The following is a 16,954-nucleotide window of genomic DNA, read 5'->3' on the forward strand; positions in this document are numbered from 1 at the left end:
TTTAAATTCCTCCTGAATGATGTGGTATGGTCGGTATAATGACCGGATAGCCAGCCTCGAATTTGATCGTGGCGTTCATTTCATAAATGTCGCGAAGAAAAGCAGACGTCAAAATCTGACGGGGTTCGCCGGCAACGGCAATTCGTCCTCTTTTAAGCGCAATCATATGATGACAATAGGCCGCAGCTTGCTGCAAATCATGCAGTACCATAACAATCGTCAAGCCGGACTCGTGATTGATACGCCGCAGCATATCCATAACCTCAAATTGGTGGGCGATATCCAGAAAAGTGGTCGGTTCATCAAGCAAAAGAATACCTGTCTGTTGGGCCAAAGCCATTGCAATTCGTGCTTTTTGTTGTTCACCTCCCGATAGAGTATGGAACATCCGATCCGCATAGGGCTTGATGCCCGTGATTTCCATGACCTTATCTACGATAAGCTGGTCCTGTCCGGTATGGCGTATTCTCAAGCCTTGGGCATGAGGAGACCTTCCGTAAGCGACCAGCTCACGAACCGTTAATAATGGCAGCATATCCTTCATTTGCGGCAGCATCGTAATGGTCTGGGCAAAATCGCGCCGTTTGTAATCCTCTACTTGCTTGCCCAGTACGGAAACCTGCCCGTGGTCCTGCTTGAGCAGCCGGGTTATAATGCGCAGAAGTGTAGATTTGCCTGAGCCGTTGGGGCCGACAATTGCGGTGAGCTGCCCGGAGGGCAAGGTGATGTTGACATCATCCAGTTGGAAATATCCGCGTTGTAAGGAGAGATGCTCACCCTGAATGGCTGTCATCTGAAATTCCCCCGTTTCTTGAGCAGGATTAAGAAGAACGGCGCCCCGATGGCAGCCAGCAAAATACCTACAGGCAGCTCAATCGGATCAAACCAGGAGCGTGCTACCGTATCCGCCAGGACAACCAGTGTCCCACCGCCCAGTATGGAAAGGGGGAGGAGGAAACGATAATCCTCCCCAAGGAGCAGCCGTATGACATGGGGAACGACCAGTCCTACGAAACCGATCAGTCCGGCTACACTGACCGCCGTACCGGCGAGCAGGGCAGAGAGCAGGATAATCAGCAGACGTTGAAGCTCTACCCGCTGGCCGAGCAGCTGTGCTGAATCGTCGCCCAGCAACAGCAAATTGGCGGGCTTGATCGCAAACAGGGAGGCGATTAAGCCAATGATGGCGTAAGGTGCCATGAACTCCAGGTGATGCCAGCTTCGTCCGTTTAATCCACCGGATAGCCAAGGGAGAACGGCCTGAACGCGGTCGCTGTACATGACCATCACGCCATTAGTGAAGGCACCGAGCAGCGCATTGATCGCAACACCGGCTAGCACAATTTTGACCGGGGAAGCCCCTCGGTCCCATGCCAGCAGGTAAATGACGAGTGCGCTCAGAAAGGCACCCAAAAAGGCCGTTACCGGAAGAAGGTAGCTAAGCTGTGGGAGCATGACCATCGTGATGACGGCAGCGAGCCCACCTCCTGCTGATACCCCGATAATACCAGGGTCGGCCAGTGGATTTTTCATGACTCCCTGAAGAAGGGCTCCGGATGCTGCGAGACAAGCTCCTACAAGCAAACCCACGAGTACTCTGGGCAGCCGCAGATCCATCAGGATTGTGCGATATGTAGAGTCATGGTTATGTAGCAAAACCCGATTGATTTCTTGTAGCGGGATCGACACCGAACCGTAGGCCAGACCGTACACAGACACGGCTAGCAGTAAAATCGGAAGGGTAATCCAGGCGATCGTGCGTCTTCTGGCACGCTGTACTTTGTTCATCGCCTATTTCGCCGGATACAGCTTGTCATGCATCAAATCCAGCGCCTTTGTCACTCGTGATCCCGGATTCGTTCCGAACAGATCTGAAGGCAGCACCTCGACTTGATTGTTTTTGACCGCCCGAATTCCGTTCCAGGCTGCATTTTCCTGCATTTCCTTTAAAAATGCCGCTTTGACTTCATCCGTATTGCCATGGGTCATGATGAAGATGTAATCAGGGTCGGCCTGTATGATGCGCTCTGTGTTCAGCTGTGCATATTGAGGGAAATTTTGCAGACCCGGAAAATCAGCGGCAATATTGGAGCCGCCTGCAAGCTCCAGAATGTTTCCACCCAGTGAATTCGGCAATGCCGCCATATACGTGGCCGGGGCTCCGTAGACCAGCAGCACCTTCGGTTTGGCGCTGGAGGCAGTTACCTTTTGCAGCTTGGTTATCTGTTGGTCAATTTGCTCATTCAGCTTTGTGGCCTGAGCCTGCTTTTGCAGTAATTGTCCAAATAAAGTAATTTGCGATCGAATATCCTGGACAGAATTGGCTCCAGTCAGCAGCAGCTGTGAACCGACTCCTTCAATGGCCGGAATGTCCTTTTCATTCATAGGGTAATTGCCCAATACAACATCCGGTTTGAGCATCGTAATTTTCTCCAGATCGACCTCATGAGTGGAGCCTACCTGCTGAACGTTCTCAGCGGCTGGGACGACGGAAGGTCCATTCGAGTTGGGTCTGCCAACGGCAGTTCCTCCCAGAGCATATATAATATCCAGATCACCGTTGCTTAACGCCACGATATGTTGAGGTACACCTTGGAACGCCAACGTCCGCTTGGAAAAATCAGTAACCTGAATCGCCGCATCGCTTGCCCGGCTTGAAGTAGTAGATACAGATGCATTAGTTGGTTTGTGATCTGCGGTCGGAGCGCCACTACTGCATCCGGTGACTGCCAATAAAAGCGCAGCGGATGACCACAACACATAAGATTTCATGTCATTCCTCCTGCAATTTCGAGTTGAACAATAATGATAATCATTTTCATTTAAGCATAAGAAAATGATAATGAATATCAATGGGGATTGTCAATCGAAAAAAACAAAATTTTAAATAAATTTCGAATTGAAAATGAGGTGAGAGTTGTTCATGGTATAGGGGGAGATGCCCCAAATTTTTCTTAAAAAATAGCATATATCAAGGATTTATAACCACGCAAATATATATTGACATTTTCGAAAAGTGTAAGATATATTGATGATGGGTTCACTTGATTTTGCGAATTTCTGGAATAGAGAGGTGGGGAGAAAAGCTCAGGTAAGAGCTATTTTTTTAAAATATCAATTGAGAATGATAATCAATTAGTTATATTCTCGTGGGGAGGGACTGCTGTCAAAATGAAGAAGGGGTTTTCTGCAATTATTGCTGCGTTTCTGCTGGTGAGTATGCTGGGCTTTTGGCCAACTTCGTCATCTGTAGGAGCCGCTGCGGCTTCTCCGAAATTGGCGGATGGTACATACACGCTCAAATACAATATTCTCAAGGCAGAAAATGATTCGGTATCCATGGCTAATGATTATTTTGAGAAGCCGGCTAAATTGTATGTGAAAAAAGGTCAGATGACCATGCAAATCAAGCTGAACCATAGCGAATGGACAACCGGGTTTAAAGTAGATTACAAAGGCAAAATCATGGATACCAAGGTCATCCAAAAGGATGCCAAAACCGATACCCGAATTGTACAATTTCCAATTGCAAGTGTGAACAGCCCGCTGATCTCTAAAATTCATGTTACTGTTCCTGCGTATAACTACGATCATGACTACACGATCCGCTTTGCGTTTGATTCCAAAAGTGTCAAAAAAGTGGCAGCTGTGCAGTCTGCGAAATCATCCAAATCTTCCAAGAAGTAATTCAAACATCTTTATCGTTCATAAAATCAACATAAATTCAATCATAAACCATTGAGGAGTGTGTGTAGATATGAATATGGTAATGAGGCGTTTTGAGCAATTTTCTTTGAAGAAGGTTTTTGTGGCATTGATCATGACAGCACTTGTTTTTGCACTCGTTGCTCCACTTTCAGCTAAAGCGGCGGCGGCAGACGGCACATACACCGTAAACTATACGGTTTTGAAGGATCAAACGAATGAAACGTCCCGATTGGACAGCTACCTGGCGAAACCAGCTCAGGTCATTGTAGCCAATGGCAAAAATGTCGTTCGTCTGACTGTGAAAAGCAGCAACCTGATCACGGCGTTCAAAGTAGAGCAAAACGGTCAATTGACTGACGCCACGGTTGTAAGCACCGATTCTGCCAGCAACACTCGTGTTGTTGAGTTCGAGATTGCTGATCTGAATGCCAAAGTGAATGCTTATGCTGAAATCTCAATTCCGGTGATCGGCTACACAGGGAAGTACGATGTACAACTGCAATTCGCAGGCATTTAAGGGAAAACGAAGTCCAGGCTTTTCAAAAACTAAAATAAATAAAAGGAGATTTGGATATGAACATGATTATGAATCGTATGGAGAAATTGTCTTTGAAAAAAGTAATGCTCACTGTATTGATGGCTGCGCTTGTTTTTGTAGTACTAGCTCCATTTTCTGCTAATCAAGCGAATGCGGCTTTGGCTAATGGCAAGTACACTATTGATTATACCGTGTACAAAGACGGCACCAATGAAACTTCTTACATGGACTCAAACGGTTATGTCACCAAACCTGCTACGTTGATCGTTACTAATGGTCAATACAGAGTGAGAGTAACAATCACTAAGAGTGCTTGGGTTCCTGAATTTAAAACTCAACAAAACGGTCAGTATGTGAATGCGACTGTGGTAAGCACATCTGGAGATACAAGATTGGTGGAGTTCCCATTAAGTGATTTGTCGCAAAAATTGAACGTTAAGCTGCATGTAAGTGTGCCTGCAGAGTACACAGGCGGAGTTCCATATGATCACGATTATGTCGTTCAATTTGGATTCAAAGAAAGTACTGTCAAGAAATAAGACAAGTTCTGATTCATAAACTTAAACATATTATTATACTGATTTGGAGTCTCGAAGATCCAAATCAGTATATTTTTAGTAGGGGGATTAATGCACTTGAAAAGGCAATTTAAAAAATATGTAATGCTGTTTGCAGCATTGGTGATGTTGTTCTCACTTGTGCTTCCATCTGCTCCGGCAGCATATGCATTTGACGAAACGAGTCAGGCTGCAGAAGCTACATCTTCTGATACAGCTGTTACCGAAGACGTATATTCGACAGAGCCAGTGGAAGAGGTCCCGGCAGAATGGACTGTACCTGCAAATCTGGAACCACAAGCGTTTGTTGCTGAATCACAGACAGCAAACGTTGCTCCAGATACAAATGTTTATACGATTAAATACGCATTGAAAAGAGATAACCAAACCTCAAGTGAGAGCGGAGAATTTGAAAATCCGGCTACCTTTACAGTTGAACAGGGAGCAACGGTCGGAGAAGCAACCTATCGCGTTTCTTTAACAAGCTTGAATAGCTCATATGCCTTCGGTTATTTTAATGTCAAAGTGGATGGGAATTCGATTCCTGTTCACATTGCAGACAAGGTTCAGGTTTCAGAAAGCAACTATACTCAGACGGTAACCTTTGATGTATATCAATGGGATAAAAAAGTTGAAATTGATTATCAGAAGGGACAACCAGAGGATTACTTTGATCCAGTCAATGGTAACGTTATTGAGTTTGATCCTTCGACTATAAAAGTGAAGCAAGACGTGGTTACTCCACCTGTACCCGCGCCAGCAGATTTGGCGGATGGAACGTACTCGATTCATTTTAATGCGCTGCACGCAACAAAAGACCAACTGTCAGCCATGGCACAATACCTGTTGTCTCCAGCAACCTTGACGGTATCAAAGGGACAAAAGGAAGTTTCCTTTACCATTAAAGACAGCAGCACGGTGACGGAGTTCAAAACAGAACAAAACGGAGCGCTAACCGATGCGGATATTGTAAGTGAGGACAAGACAGCCAATACCCGTGTGGTGAAATTTAAGGTAGCGGATTTGGATACTATTTTAAATGCACAAGTTCATGTGAGTACGACCTATCCGGGTGGGGTTTATGAGATGGATCATAAGCTTCGTCTTCAATTCGACAAGAGCAGCATTACTGATAATGGTACCTCTCCAGAAACAGGCTCCAATTTGGACTTCACCTTTTTGAAGGATGGAACGAATGAAAAGTCTGTAATGGATGGCTATACAGAGAAACCAGGCATTTTGATTGCACGTGGTGGGAAGAAGTATGTTCGTTTTACCTTCAAAAATAGCAAGCAAATTGATGGTTTTAAGGTAGAGCAAAACGGAGTGTTATCCAATGTAGTCACAGTAAGTGAAGATCAGGCTGCGAATACACGAGTGATCGAATTCGAAGTGAAAGAAGTGCCCGCCAAGCTGAATGCATGGGTCAGCATCAACTGGCCTGAGCTGAACTACGTGAATACTTATAATGTAGATCTCCAACTAGGCTCTGCAACTGCACCACCGGCTATCGCAGATGGAACGTATTCCATTAAATTTAATACGCTGCATGCAACAAAGGATCAGCCATCCGCCATGGCCCAATATTTGTTGTCTCCAGCTACGTTGACGGTCTCGAAAGGCAAGTACGAAGCTTCCCTTACCATCAAAGACAGCAGCACGGTAACGGAGTTCAAAACAGAACAAAACGGAACGTTGATAGATGCGGATATTGTAAGTGAGGATAAGACAGCCAATACCCGTGTGGTGAAATTTAAGGTAGCCGATTTGGATGCTATTTTAAATGCACAAGTTCATGTAAGCACGACCTACCCGGGTGGGGTTTATGAGATGGATCATAAGCTTCGTCTTCAATTCGACAAGAGCAGCATTGCAAAAACTCCATCCCCGGTTGATCCAGGTACTCCTGGTAAGGGCTTAGCCGATGGAACGTATTCAATCAAGTTCAATGCGCTGCACGCAAGCAAAGATCAACCATCGGCTATGGCGCAATATTTGTTGTCTCCGGCTACATTGACGGTCTCGAAAGGCAAGTATGAAGTTTCCTTTACCGTCAAGGACAGCGCAACGGTGACAGAGTTCAAAACGGAACAAAACGGAATATTGACGGATGCCGATATTGTAAGTGAAGACAAGACAGCCGATACACGTGTCGTAAAATTCAAAGTAGCGGATTTGGACGCTATTCTGAATGCACAGGTCCATGTAAGTACCCGTTTTAACGGATCGGTTTACGAAATGGATCATAAGATCCGCCTTCAATTTGACCGTAGCAGCATCACGGCAAAAGGAACAGATGGCGGTACAACTCCTGGGAATGAAAACGGCAGATACAGCATTGATTTCTCTGTACTCAAAAACGGAACCAATGAAATATCTATTATGGATGGCTATATGCAGAAACCAGCCACGCTGTTAAGACAGTCCGGAAAAAATGTGATTCAGATCAAAATGGACAACAGCAGCTGGATTAAAACGTTTAAAGTAAATGGTGCAGACGCTCAGGTGGTTGATCAATCGACCTCCGCAGATACAAGAACAGTGCAATTTGAAGTGCCTAATCTGTCGGATAAAGTGACAGTGAATACACATGTCATCGTACCTGGATTGGATTTGGGAGGCGTCCTGTACGACCACGTATATGATGTGCAGTTCCAATTTGAGCCTGCTACCATTCGCAGCTTTGTAGAACCGTCCTCTTCGGGAGCAACAGCTCCTGCAGTGAAGCTGGATTTTGACAAGCTTGCCAATGGCAAATATGCTTTGAAATTCAGTATCGTTTTGTCAGATGGCTCGACAGCAGTGGATTCACCAGCTCAACGCTTCATCACTGACGAACCGGCGCAATTGGTCGTGGAAGGCGACAAACGGTTTGTAGGTTTGAAGTTGCAAAACAGCAATGAAGTGAAGGCGTTGCGTATTTGGGATAACGTGAGCGGAGGCTATCAAGACGCGGAAGTGACCGAAGAAGATGCAGCTAGCAATACGAAGCATGTTCGTTTTAGCGTAAAAGACTTTAAGAACAATGTAAAAGGCCAGCTGGTTGTTTATGAGGCCCCTAAAGTGGCAAGTGCCGCTCCGATGGTCTTCAAGGCAGAGGATCGTGTAGAAAAAGTATACGATTTTGAATTTAAATTCGATACCAGTAATGTAACCTATTACAATGATAAGAAGTCGGATGAAGTGGAAAAAGGGAAAAACAACCTGCCTAACGGAGAGTATACAGCGGATTTCCGTCTTCTGGCAAACGGTACGGAGAAGGACTCCATTGTATCTCCTTTTGTAAAGCCTCTGGCGAAGCTGATCGTGAAGGACGGCAAGGTTCTGGCTCATCTGACCATTACGGACAGACAGGCTCTGAAACTATTCCAGACCGATTTTGAAGGTCGTTATGCAAATCCGGCGATTATTGGTTCCAGCACAAAAGGGGATACAGACACGATCGCTTTTGAAGTACCTGATTTCGACCAAAAGCTGAGCGTGTATACCCAGGTATATCTGCCTGAGAAATACATTTTTAATGAGAAATTCGGCGGACAGCTTCAATTTGACCGTGCATCGCTTAAAGGTGAGGGAGTAAGTGCAGCCACAACTACAACCGCCGCTGAACCAGTACCAGCCTCTACGGACAAAGCAGCACAAACGACCACACCTGTAGCTGAACAAAAACCCGTAGTTGAGCAATCGGCTCAGCCTGCAGCTTCAGAGAAGCAATACACGATCAACTACAGCATATTTAAAGACAAAACGAGTGAAGCTTCCGTTATGGAAGGATATCTCGACAAGCCGGCTACACTGATTGAAAAAGGAGACAAGCGCTATATTCAAATTACTTTGAATAATAGCTCCTGGATGCCAGCTCTCCAAGTGGAGCAAAACGGCACTCTGAAAGATGTGGAAGTGATCTCGACATCCGGTGATACACGTGTGGTTCAATTCGAGGCAGGGGACTTGTCTCAGAAAATTAGTGCCTACACCCACGTTGCTGTGCCTGGTTTGGTTCTGGGCGGTGTGCCATATGATCACTGGTATACGGTTCAGTTCCAATTTGATGAAGCAAGTCGGAAAGCGAAGTAAACTCAGGTTATGACATCAATGAAGCCCGACTAAACAGCATAATTTGTATGTGAGCAAGTCTTGGTGCCTGGCATCAAGACTTGTCAGCATTTACATACCCGAGGAATTTGCCAAAATCCAATAAGCGATTGGAATCGAATTTTGCAAAATCCTGATACCTGAAAAAGGCTGGGGCTCATGCTGCTCTATATTTTGAATTGAGGTGATTTGATTTTCATGAAACGCTATACAGCTTTTACACAAGGAAAATCATTCTGTTTTTACATGTTGGTCAGCATTGTAATCTTGTTGCTCGCCGGATGCTCGGGAGGAGCAGAGGCCGAACAGAACAGTAGCGCTGGTTCGAAATCAACAGTAACGTCAGAGGCGGCAGGAAAACCGTCTGACAATAAAGTGCAAACGCCACGAATTGTTGCGACTACGGTAGCCATTACGGAAATTACAGATGCACTGGGGTTGGATTTGGCAGGCAAGCCAACAAGTACAAAGGTGCTGCCTGATCGATACAAGGATGTCCCTGATGTGGGAAGTCCGATGAGTCCTGACATGGAAAAAGTGATGTCGCTGAAGCCGACGGATATATTGTCGGTCACGACACTTAAATATGATTTGGAGCCCAAGTTTAAGGACCTGAATATCAATGCGGAATTCTTGAATTTTGAAAGTCTTGCGAATATGCAAAAAGAAATTCAAAAGCTGGGAGACCGATTTGACAAAGCTGAAAAGGCGAAAGAGATTAATGCAGCCTTGGATGCCAAAGTAGCCGCGATTAAGCAGCAAGTCCAAGGAAAGAAATCTCCAAAGGTCCTGATTCTGCTGGGGGTACCGGGAAGCTATCTGGTGGCTACCGAGCATTCCTATATTGGCGATCTGGTCAAAATTGCGGGTGGGACGAATGTGGTCCAGGGCCAGAAGGTGGAGTATATTGCTCATAATACGGAAGCCTTGCAGCAGTCCAATCCAGATATTATATTGCGCGCCGCGCACGGAATGCCAGATGAAGTCGTCAAAATGTTCGACGAAGAATTCAAAACCAACGACATCTGGAAGCATTTTAACGCTGTAAAAAATGGACACGTCTACGATCTGCCGGAGCCGCTATTTGGTACAACAGGCAATCTGGCTGCCAGCTCGGCACTGGATGAGTTGATGAAGATGATGTACCCTTCGAACTAAAGGAAGCTGATGACATGTCAAGGAAAGTATGGAGTATTATCATTGTCATTGTCCTGCTCATCGGCGTCATTCTGTATTCGGCAATGACGGGCAGTCTCAAGGTCCATCTGAGTCAATTAGTGACCGGATTATGGACAGGGACGGATGAGCAGGTAAATGTGGTGAAGGATCTGAGACTACCCAGAATTATCGTGGCCGTGATGGCCGGAGCAGCTCTTGCCGTAGCGGGCGTCTTGCTGCAAGCCGTCATGAAAAACCCGCTGGCTGATGCGGGAGTGATCGGCATTTCTTCAGGAGCAGCTTTAATCTCGCTGATTGCGGTGACAATCTTTCCGATGCTTTATTTCTGGATGCCGTTCTTCTCTTTTATCGGTGGAGCGCTGGCCTGCTTAATGGTCTACGGATTTTCCTGGAAATCTGGCCTGCACCCGATTCGTCTCATCTTGATCGGGGTCGCCGTGAACGCCATTTTTTCCGGTTTAGGGCAGTCATTTAACTATCGTGGGAGCTATGCGGTCACCAGCATTAATCAGGTCACGACCTCGACTTTGTCCATGAAAAAATGGGTTGATGTCGAGGTTATCGTAACCTACGGCGGAATTGGGTTGATTTTGGCCATGCTCGTGTTTTCCTGGTGTAATTTCTTATCCCTTCAAGATAAAACGGCTAAAAACCTCGGATTCAATGTGACGCGTGCACGACTTTTGATTTCCGTCATTGCCGTGCTGCTGGCGGCAACGGCTACAGCCATCGCAGGAGTTATCGCCTTTATCGGCCTGCTCGTTCCGCATTGTGCCCGTTATTTGGTGGGTTCGGATCACAAGTGGCTAATTCCGTTCTCCGCCTTGTGTGGCGGCTTGTTGCTGCTGCTGGCAGATACACTTGGGCGGACGGTGCTTGCGCCGAACGAAATTCCGGCTTCTATTATTATGGCCGTCATTGGCGGACCGTTCCTGATATTCTTGATCAGAAAGGCGGATCGTACCTATGGACATTAAGGATATTACCTTTTCATACGACCGCAAAACGGATCGTCTACATGCGATCCATGCTGTCATTGAACCGGGACGGATTACCACGATTATTGGCCCTAATGGCTGCGGCAAATCGACGCTGCTCAGTGTGATGTCCAACAATGCGGTTCCCCGCTTGGGTCAAGTCATTTTGGACGGGAAGGAAATAACCCGCTACAAGCCCAAGGAACTGGCCCGTCAATTGGCGGTGGTACATCAGCAGAATGAGGCGCCCTCGGACTTGACGGTAGAAAAGCTCGTCAGCTTCGGAAGACTGCCGCATAAGAATATGTTCACAGCCAACCGGGACGAGGACGAGGAAGCAGTCGCATGGGCTATTGCCTGTACCAACCTGGAGGAACGCAGAGCACGTACACTGGATCAGCTTTCAGGTGGGGAACGACAGCGTGTGTGGATTGCGATGGCCTTGGCACAGCGAACGCCGATTTTATTTTTGGATGAGCCGACAACCTATCTGGATATGTATTACCAGCTTGAGATTTTGGAGTTGATCCGGCAGCTCAATCAGGAGCACGGACTGACTATCGTGATGGTGCTGCATGATATTAATCAGGCTATTCGGTATAGCGACGTGATGATCGCTATGAAGGAAGGACGTATCATAACAAGCGGCCCGCCCGCAGAGGTTGTTACATCCGAATTGATTCAAGCCGTCTATGGTGTGGAGGTAGTCGTAAGACAGGACGATGAGGCTGGAATGTATCTTATTCCGCTTGGTGTCGGTGTTTCCTGACATTTACAAGCACACGGAATATGAATGTTGAAACTGAATAACGCGTCTGTCCTAATGGCTTCTCATCGAATTTGAAAACAGGAAAATGGTTCTGGTCCATGTGTTTGTCAGATGACAATCGTGGACACAGAAGCATTTTTTTATTTTAGTTATAAGATATTGGATGAGGTTCAGGGGCTGTTCTACCGATACTACGGTTCGAATCCGATCTTTTGTGTGTTATACTATTGCCGTCGGTAATTTTGTGTTCAGTACTTTACTAATGATAAGGATGGTATGCTTATATGATCAGTACAAGCGGCGTAACGCTTCGTTATGGTAAACGCCCACTTTTTGAAGACGTAAATATCAAATTTACTCCCGGGAACTGCTACGGCCTGATTGGGGCGAATGGCGCGGGCAAATCCACCTTTTTGAAAATTCTTTCCGGTGAAATCGAAGCTAATTCAGGCGAGGTCCACATGACACCGGGCGAACGGATGGCAGTGCTCAAGCAGAACCATTATGAATACGATGAATTCCCTGTTCTGGAAACGGTTATTATGGGCCATACGCGCCTGTATGAGATCATGAAAGAAAAGGATGCGCTGTACGCTAAAGCAGAGTTTTCCGAAGCGGACGGCTTGCGCGCCGGTGAGCTGGAAGGCGAATTTGCAGAGCTGAACGGCTGGGATGCCGAGCCGGATGCGGCCGCATTGCTGATCGGCCTTGGTATTCCGCGTGACCTGCATGATAAAAAGATGGCTGAGATGAGCGGCAACGACAAGGTACGCGTTCTCTTGGCACAAGCGTTGTTTGGTCGTCCAAACAATTTGCTGCTCGATGAGCCTACGAACCATTTGGATCTCGAATCCATTCAGTGGCTTGAGAACTTCTTGATGGACTATGAAGGCACCGTCATTGTCGTATCCCATGATCGTCACTTCCTGAATAAGGTATGTACGCATATTGCGGATATTGATTTTGGTAAAATTCAGATGTATGTCGGTAACTACGACTTCTGGTATGAGTCCAGCCAGCTTGCGCTTACACTGGCTCGCGATGCCAACAAGAAAAAGGAAGAAAAGATCAAGGAACTGCAAGCCTTTATCCAGCGCTTCTCTGCGAATGCTTCCAAGTCCAAACAAGCAACCTCGCGTAAAAAGCAACTGGATAAAATTACGCTGGATGACATCCGTCCGTCGAACCGTAAGTATCCGTTCATCAACTTCAAGCCTGAGCGTGAAGCAGGCAAGCAACTGCTGACTGTAGACACTCTCAGTAAAACCGTTGAAGGCGAGCAAGTGCTGAACGAGTTCAGTCTGGTTGTGAACAAAGGTGATAAAATTGCGCTCGTTGGCCCGAACGGCCTGCCTAAAACGACGCTCTTCCAGATTCTGATGAACGAAGTGGAAGCAGACAACGGCGAATTTTCCTGGGGGATCACGACTAGTCAGGCGTATTTCCCAAAAGATAACTCCACCTATTTTGAAGGTGTGGACCTGAATCTTGTGGAATGGCTGCGCCAATATTCAAAGGATCAGGACGAAACGTTCCTGCGCGGCTTCTTGGGACGTATGCTTTTCTCAGGTGAAGAAGCACTTAAGAAAGCAAGCGTGCTGTCTGGGGGCGAAAAGGTTCGCTGTATGCTGGCGAAAATGATGTTGAACGGCGCCAATGTGCTGCTGCTGGAAGAACCGACCAACCACTTGGATCTGGAATCCATCACAGCGCTGAACAATGGTCTGATCGACTTTGACGGTACCATTTTGTTCACTTCCCATGACCATCAGTTCATTCAAACCATCGCGAACCGTATCGTCGAAATTACACCAAACGGTGTAATCGACCGTACGATGAGCTATGATGAATACTTGGAAAGCGAAGAAATTGCGAAATTGCGTGAGCGTATGTATCCGGTAGAAATCGGCTAATACCCGAACAGCTAATCCGGCTAATTTCAGCGAATAGATAAACGAAAGAGGAGCTCCTTGTGCCATGGATATGGCTGGGAGGCTCCTCTTTTTCGTTGGTTCCATTGCCTATAGCTTAAAAAATCGGTTCCGGCAACGAGGCAAGATTGACCTCGTCAGGCCTCCGTTACCGTAATAGCCTATGGGCGGGGTGGTTTATGATCCACCTGTACGACGGCGTTGGTTGTTCGGCTTCTTCGTATTTTGGCTTTTCAGTGTTTTGGTGGAACCGCCTTGAAAGCCGCCCTGCTGTGAAGCGCCGGACTGCTGTTTCTTTTGTGCCAGTTTTTCCTTAATGGCATCTGCAAGATTAATTTTACGTGGTTCATTGGCATCGCTCATGAATAAATTCCTCCTGTTGCCGCCGGATTCATGTCAATCATGCTGATTGAAGAACAATGCGGCTGTGTCCTCATTTTATACGTTTTTAAAAGAAGGGACAAGGGCAACAATGATATCACGAGGGCAGGGTGAACAGGGAGCGGAGAACCTGTTTTTTGCATGGAGGAAAAAATGTTTTACAACCCCCACAGGAATGGGGCTCGGCAATACTTTTTCGTTGTTTCCACAGCGATGCGGAGAGGAAAGACTGTTTCTGTAGACCCACACAAAGGTCGTCTGCTATCCTGAAAACTAACCGTTACTTTTGAAGGAGTGTCCTCCGTTGTGGTAAATGTTTATGAGGAAATACGAAAAGGTGAACGAGGGGCGTGGGTGAGCATTGGCGCTTACCTTTTGCTGTCCGGATTCAAGCTGATTAGTGGATATATCTTTGCTTCCAGCGCGTTGCTGGCCGATGGCTTTAACAATGTCACCGATATTGTGGTGTCCGTTGCCGTGCTCATTGGCCTGAGAATATCCCAGAAGCCGCCGGACTCTGATCATGCCTACGGACATTTTCGGGCCGAAACGATCGCAGCGCTGCTGGCGTCCTTTATTATGGCTGTCGTCGGTCTCCAGGTGCTTATTGATGGAATCGGGAGCATTTTTAAGGGCGGAAAGCAAACACCGGATATCACCTCCGCAGGTGTAGCCGTGATTTGTGCAGTTATTATGCTGGGAGTGTACCTGTACAATAACAGACTGGCCCGGCAGATTAACAATAAGGCGTTGATGGCGGCCGCTAAGGATAATCTGTCAGATGCGCTTGTAAGTGTCGGAGCAGCGGTAGGTATTATCGGCGCGCAGTTCGGATTGCCATGGCTGGATACCGTCGCAGCGATCGCGGTCGGATTTATGATATGCAAGACGGCATGGGATATCTTTAAAGATTCCACACACAGCTTGACGGATGGATTTGACGAGCGGGAGCTGTCTGACTTACGGAGTACGATTGCTTGTATACCTGGAGTAGAGGGTATTCGAGACGTGAAGGCACGGGTACACGGTAATCATGCGCTGGTCGATGTGGTCATTGAGGTGAATCCGCAACTCAGCCTGATTGAAGGACATCGAATCAGCGACTGCATTGAGGAGCGCCTGTTAGAGGTTCATAATACGATGCATGTCCACGTCCATGTAGAACCCAAATTATAGTCTATTTATTAAATAGTTAGTGCTAAAAGAGACTTTAGACCTATATGCAAAGAGTGGATGCATTCTCTTTTGTGACATTTGGATTATATCTCTCTTCCTGCTGCTTTTACTATAATGAAGGCATGTCCGGCTATATTGGTCGGAATTGGACTTGCTCTTCAAATTCGTAAAAACAGCCAGGAGGTGCAACATTGAGAAGACGTGTGATGGGAACGCTCATGACATCAGCCGCGCTATTGGCAGCAATTCATGTGTCGCCGGGTCAGGTTGATGCAGCGGCATCGACAGCATCCACAGGTCAGAAGGCGGTTATTCAATCGGCAGTAAAGCTCAGATCGAATCCTTCGACGACGGGGGATGTAGTCAGCTTTATGAAGCAGGGAGAGGCCGTAACGGTATTGGAGAAAACCAACAGCTATTGGTACAAGATCAAGACTTCTGGTGGAGTTACCGGATACACAAGCAGCTCCGACAAGTACATAAAAGTTGGCGCTACCAGCGTCGCTGCTACTATCATTCCGACTGCCAGCCGTAAAACGGAAATCACAGAACCTGTTAAAAACAACGTTTCAACTAAAGAGGCTTCAGCCTCAGTGAATAGTTCTGCCGGTCAAACGAAAGCTACGATTCAAACGTCCGTTCGTTTGCGGGCGGAGGCATCCACTTCTTCCGAGATTTTGCGCTATATGAATACTGGGGATGTCGTTACAATTACCGATCCTAGTAACGCTTATTGGTTCAAGGTTACCACTGCTGATGGTACGGCAGGCTATGTCAGCGCGTCTCCACAATATATTCGTATTGGTGAGGGCGTTGTTGTGGAGCAGCCTGCGGCTGCTTCGGCGGCATCCGCTTCGGATACTACTGCTCTACCTGCGGTAGCGTCTCCTGCGTCGACGGTTAGCTTGCCTTCCGGTGATGCGGCGGCTGCAATCGAACAGGTTATTAATACAGGTATGACTTATCTCGGGACACCTTATGAATATGGTTCCGATCGTAACAGTACGGCTACTTTTGATTGTTCGGCATTTACCCGCCAAATTTTCCGTCAGGCTGTAGGTATCCAGCTTCCGGCAGATTCGCGTTCACAGGGTGAATGGATCAAACAAAACAGTCAGCCGAATACCGACATGACTACGCTCAAACGTGGCGATTTGCTCTTTTTCACAAATTATAATGCATCTTCCGGAGCGTACACGTCTCTGGATAATTCCTCTCAAACGATCACACACGTTGCTGTATATTTGGGAGACAACAAGCTTCTTCATACGTTTTCTGTAGCGGGTGGCGGTGTAAAAGTTACGGATTTCAGCAAAGCCTGGCAGGACCGTTTCCTGTTTGGGGGCAGCGTGATCCAATAAAGCGTCGCAAACTGTACAAAAGCTGCATCAAAAAAGGATGTTCCACAGCCCTGTAATCAGGTTGGAAACATCCTTTTTTTAATATCGAGGTGAATATTACATCTGCCGCGTCTTTGTCCACGACTATGAAGTCTGTTTCCTTCGGACCATTTCAGCATGTTCTGCATTCTCCTTTTTTTGTATATAATGTGGCATACTCGTGCCTGTTAGGCTCAGTTGTGAGTGATGGTAAAATCGTTCGTATTTTTCGTGGCTGAGCGATTGTTATACGGTGCTTTAAAC

Annotated in this window: 14 protein-coding genes; 10 read left to right on the forward strand and 4 right to left on the reverse strand. The window is 46.8% G+C overall.

Going from position 1 to position 16,954, the window contains the following annotated elements; all coding sequences use genetic code 11:
• Position 1: 1 nt before the first annotated feature.
• From KQI_RS0100455 to KQI_RS0100465, 3 genes are read right to left on the reverse strand one after another with little or no spacing between them, the layout of a single operon-like run.
• Entirely contained in the window at positions 2-793 is a 792-nt protein-coding gene (locus KQI_RS0100455; RefSeq protein ID WP_010344672.1) for an ABC transporter ATP-binding protein, read from the reverse strand.
• Positions 790-1,788, reverse strand: a complete 999-nt coding sequence (locus KQI_RS0100460; protein WP_010344673.1) for a FecCD family ABC transporter permease — start codon at positions 1,786-1,788, stop codon at positions 790-792. Before KQI_RS0100460 ends, KQI_RS0100455 begins: the two co-directional genes overlap by 4 nt.
• 3 nt (positions 1,789-1,791) lie before the next feature.
• A complete protein-coding gene (locus KQI_RS0100465) occupies positions 1,792-2,772 on the reverse strand; it encodes an ABC transporter substrate-binding protein (protein WP_010344674.1) in 981 nt (326 codons plus the stop codon).
• Between the two features lie 399 nt (positions 2,773-3,171).
• On the opposite strand from KQI_RS0100465, the gene isdC reads away from it, so the two are divergent.
• The 8 genes from isdC to KQI_RS0100505 all read left to right on the forward strand — a co-directional run bounded on the left by isdC (position 3,172) and on the right by KQI_RS0100505 (position 13,736).
• Complete coding sequence (gene isdC, locus KQI_RS0100470; protein ID WP_010344675.1) at positions 3,172-3,687, forward strand: heme uptake protein IsdC; 516 nt, start codon at positions 3,172-3,174, stop codon at positions 3,685-3,687.
• A 70-nt stretch (positions 3,688-3,757) separates the two neighbouring features.
• Positions 3,758-4,225, forward strand: coding sequence for an NEAT domain-containing protein (locus KQI_RS0100475; RefSeq protein ID WP_010344676.1), 468 nt, complete (start codon positions 3,758-3,760; stop codon positions 4,223-4,225).
• Between the two features lie 56 nt (positions 4,226-4,281).
• Complete coding sequence (locus KQI_RS0100480; RefSeq protein WP_010344677.1) at positions 4,282-4,785, forward strand: NEAT domain-containing protein; 504 nt, start codon at positions 4,282-4,284, stop codon at positions 4,783-4,785.
• Between the two features lie 90 nt (positions 4,786-4,875).
• Positions 4,876-8,880, forward strand: a complete 4,005-nt coding sequence (locus KQI_RS0100485; protein ID WP_241763833.1) for an NEAT domain-containing protein — start codon at positions 4,876-4,878, stop codon at positions 8,878-8,880.
• A 216-nt stretch (positions 8,881-9,096) separates the two neighbouring features.
• Positions 9,097-10,056: a heme ABC transporter substrate-binding protein IsdE gene (isdE, locus tag KQI_RS0100490; protein WP_010344679.1), complete on the forward strand. Its 960-nt coding sequence runs from the start codon at positions 9,097-9,099 to the stop codon at positions 10,054-10,056.
• Positions 10,057-10,070: 14 nt separating this feature from the next.
• Positions 10,071-11,054 carry a FecCD family ABC transporter permease gene (locus tag KQI_RS0100495; protein WP_010344680.1) on the forward strand — a complete coding sequence of 328 codons (984 nt, stop codon included), beginning with the start codon at positions 10,071-10,073 and terminating at the stop codon, positions 11,052-11,054.
• A complete protein-coding gene (locus tag KQI_RS0100500; RefSeq protein ID WP_010344681.1) occupies positions 11,044-11,823 on the forward strand; it encodes an ABC transporter ATP-binding protein in 780 nt (259 codons plus the stop codon). Before KQI_RS0100495 ends, KQI_RS0100500 begins: the two co-directional genes overlap by 11 nt.
• A 284-nt stretch (positions 11,824-12,107) precedes the next feature.
• Entirely contained in the window at positions 12,108-13,736 is a 1,629-nt protein-coding gene (locus tag KQI_RS0100505) for an ABC-F family ATP-binding cassette domain-containing protein (RefSeq protein ID WP_010344682.1), read from the forward strand.
• A 195-nt stretch (positions 13,737-13,931) separates the two neighbouring features.
• Here the strand turns inward: KQI_RS0100505 and KQI_RS0100510 are convergent, their stop codons facing one another.
• Entirely contained in the window at positions 13,932-14,117 is a 186-nt protein-coding gene (locus KQI_RS0100510) for a hypothetical protein (protein WP_010344684.1), read from the reverse strand.
• A 324-nt stretch (positions 14,118-14,441) separates the two neighbouring features.
• Here KQI_RS0100510 and KQI_RS0100515 point away from each other — a divergent pair, with 324 nt between their 5' ends.
• Positions 14,442-15,311, forward strand: a complete 870-nt coding sequence (locus KQI_RS0100515) for a cation diffusion facilitator family transporter (protein ID WP_010344686.1) — start codon at positions 14,442-14,444, stop codon at positions 15,309-15,311.
• A 191-nt stretch (positions 15,312-15,502) separates the two neighbouring features.
• Positions 15,503-16,672, forward strand: coding sequence for a C40 family peptidase (locus tag KQI_RS0100520; RefSeq protein ID WP_010344687.1), 1,170 nt, complete (start codon positions 15,503-15,505; stop codon positions 16,670-16,672).
• The last annotated feature ends 282 nt before the right edge of the window (positions 16,673-16,954 follow it).

The organism is Paenibacillus peoriae KCTC 3763 (genome assembly GCF_000236805.1).
GTDB lineage: Bacteria > Bacillota > Bacilli > Paenibacillales > Paenibacillaceae > Paenibacillus > Paenibacillus peoriae.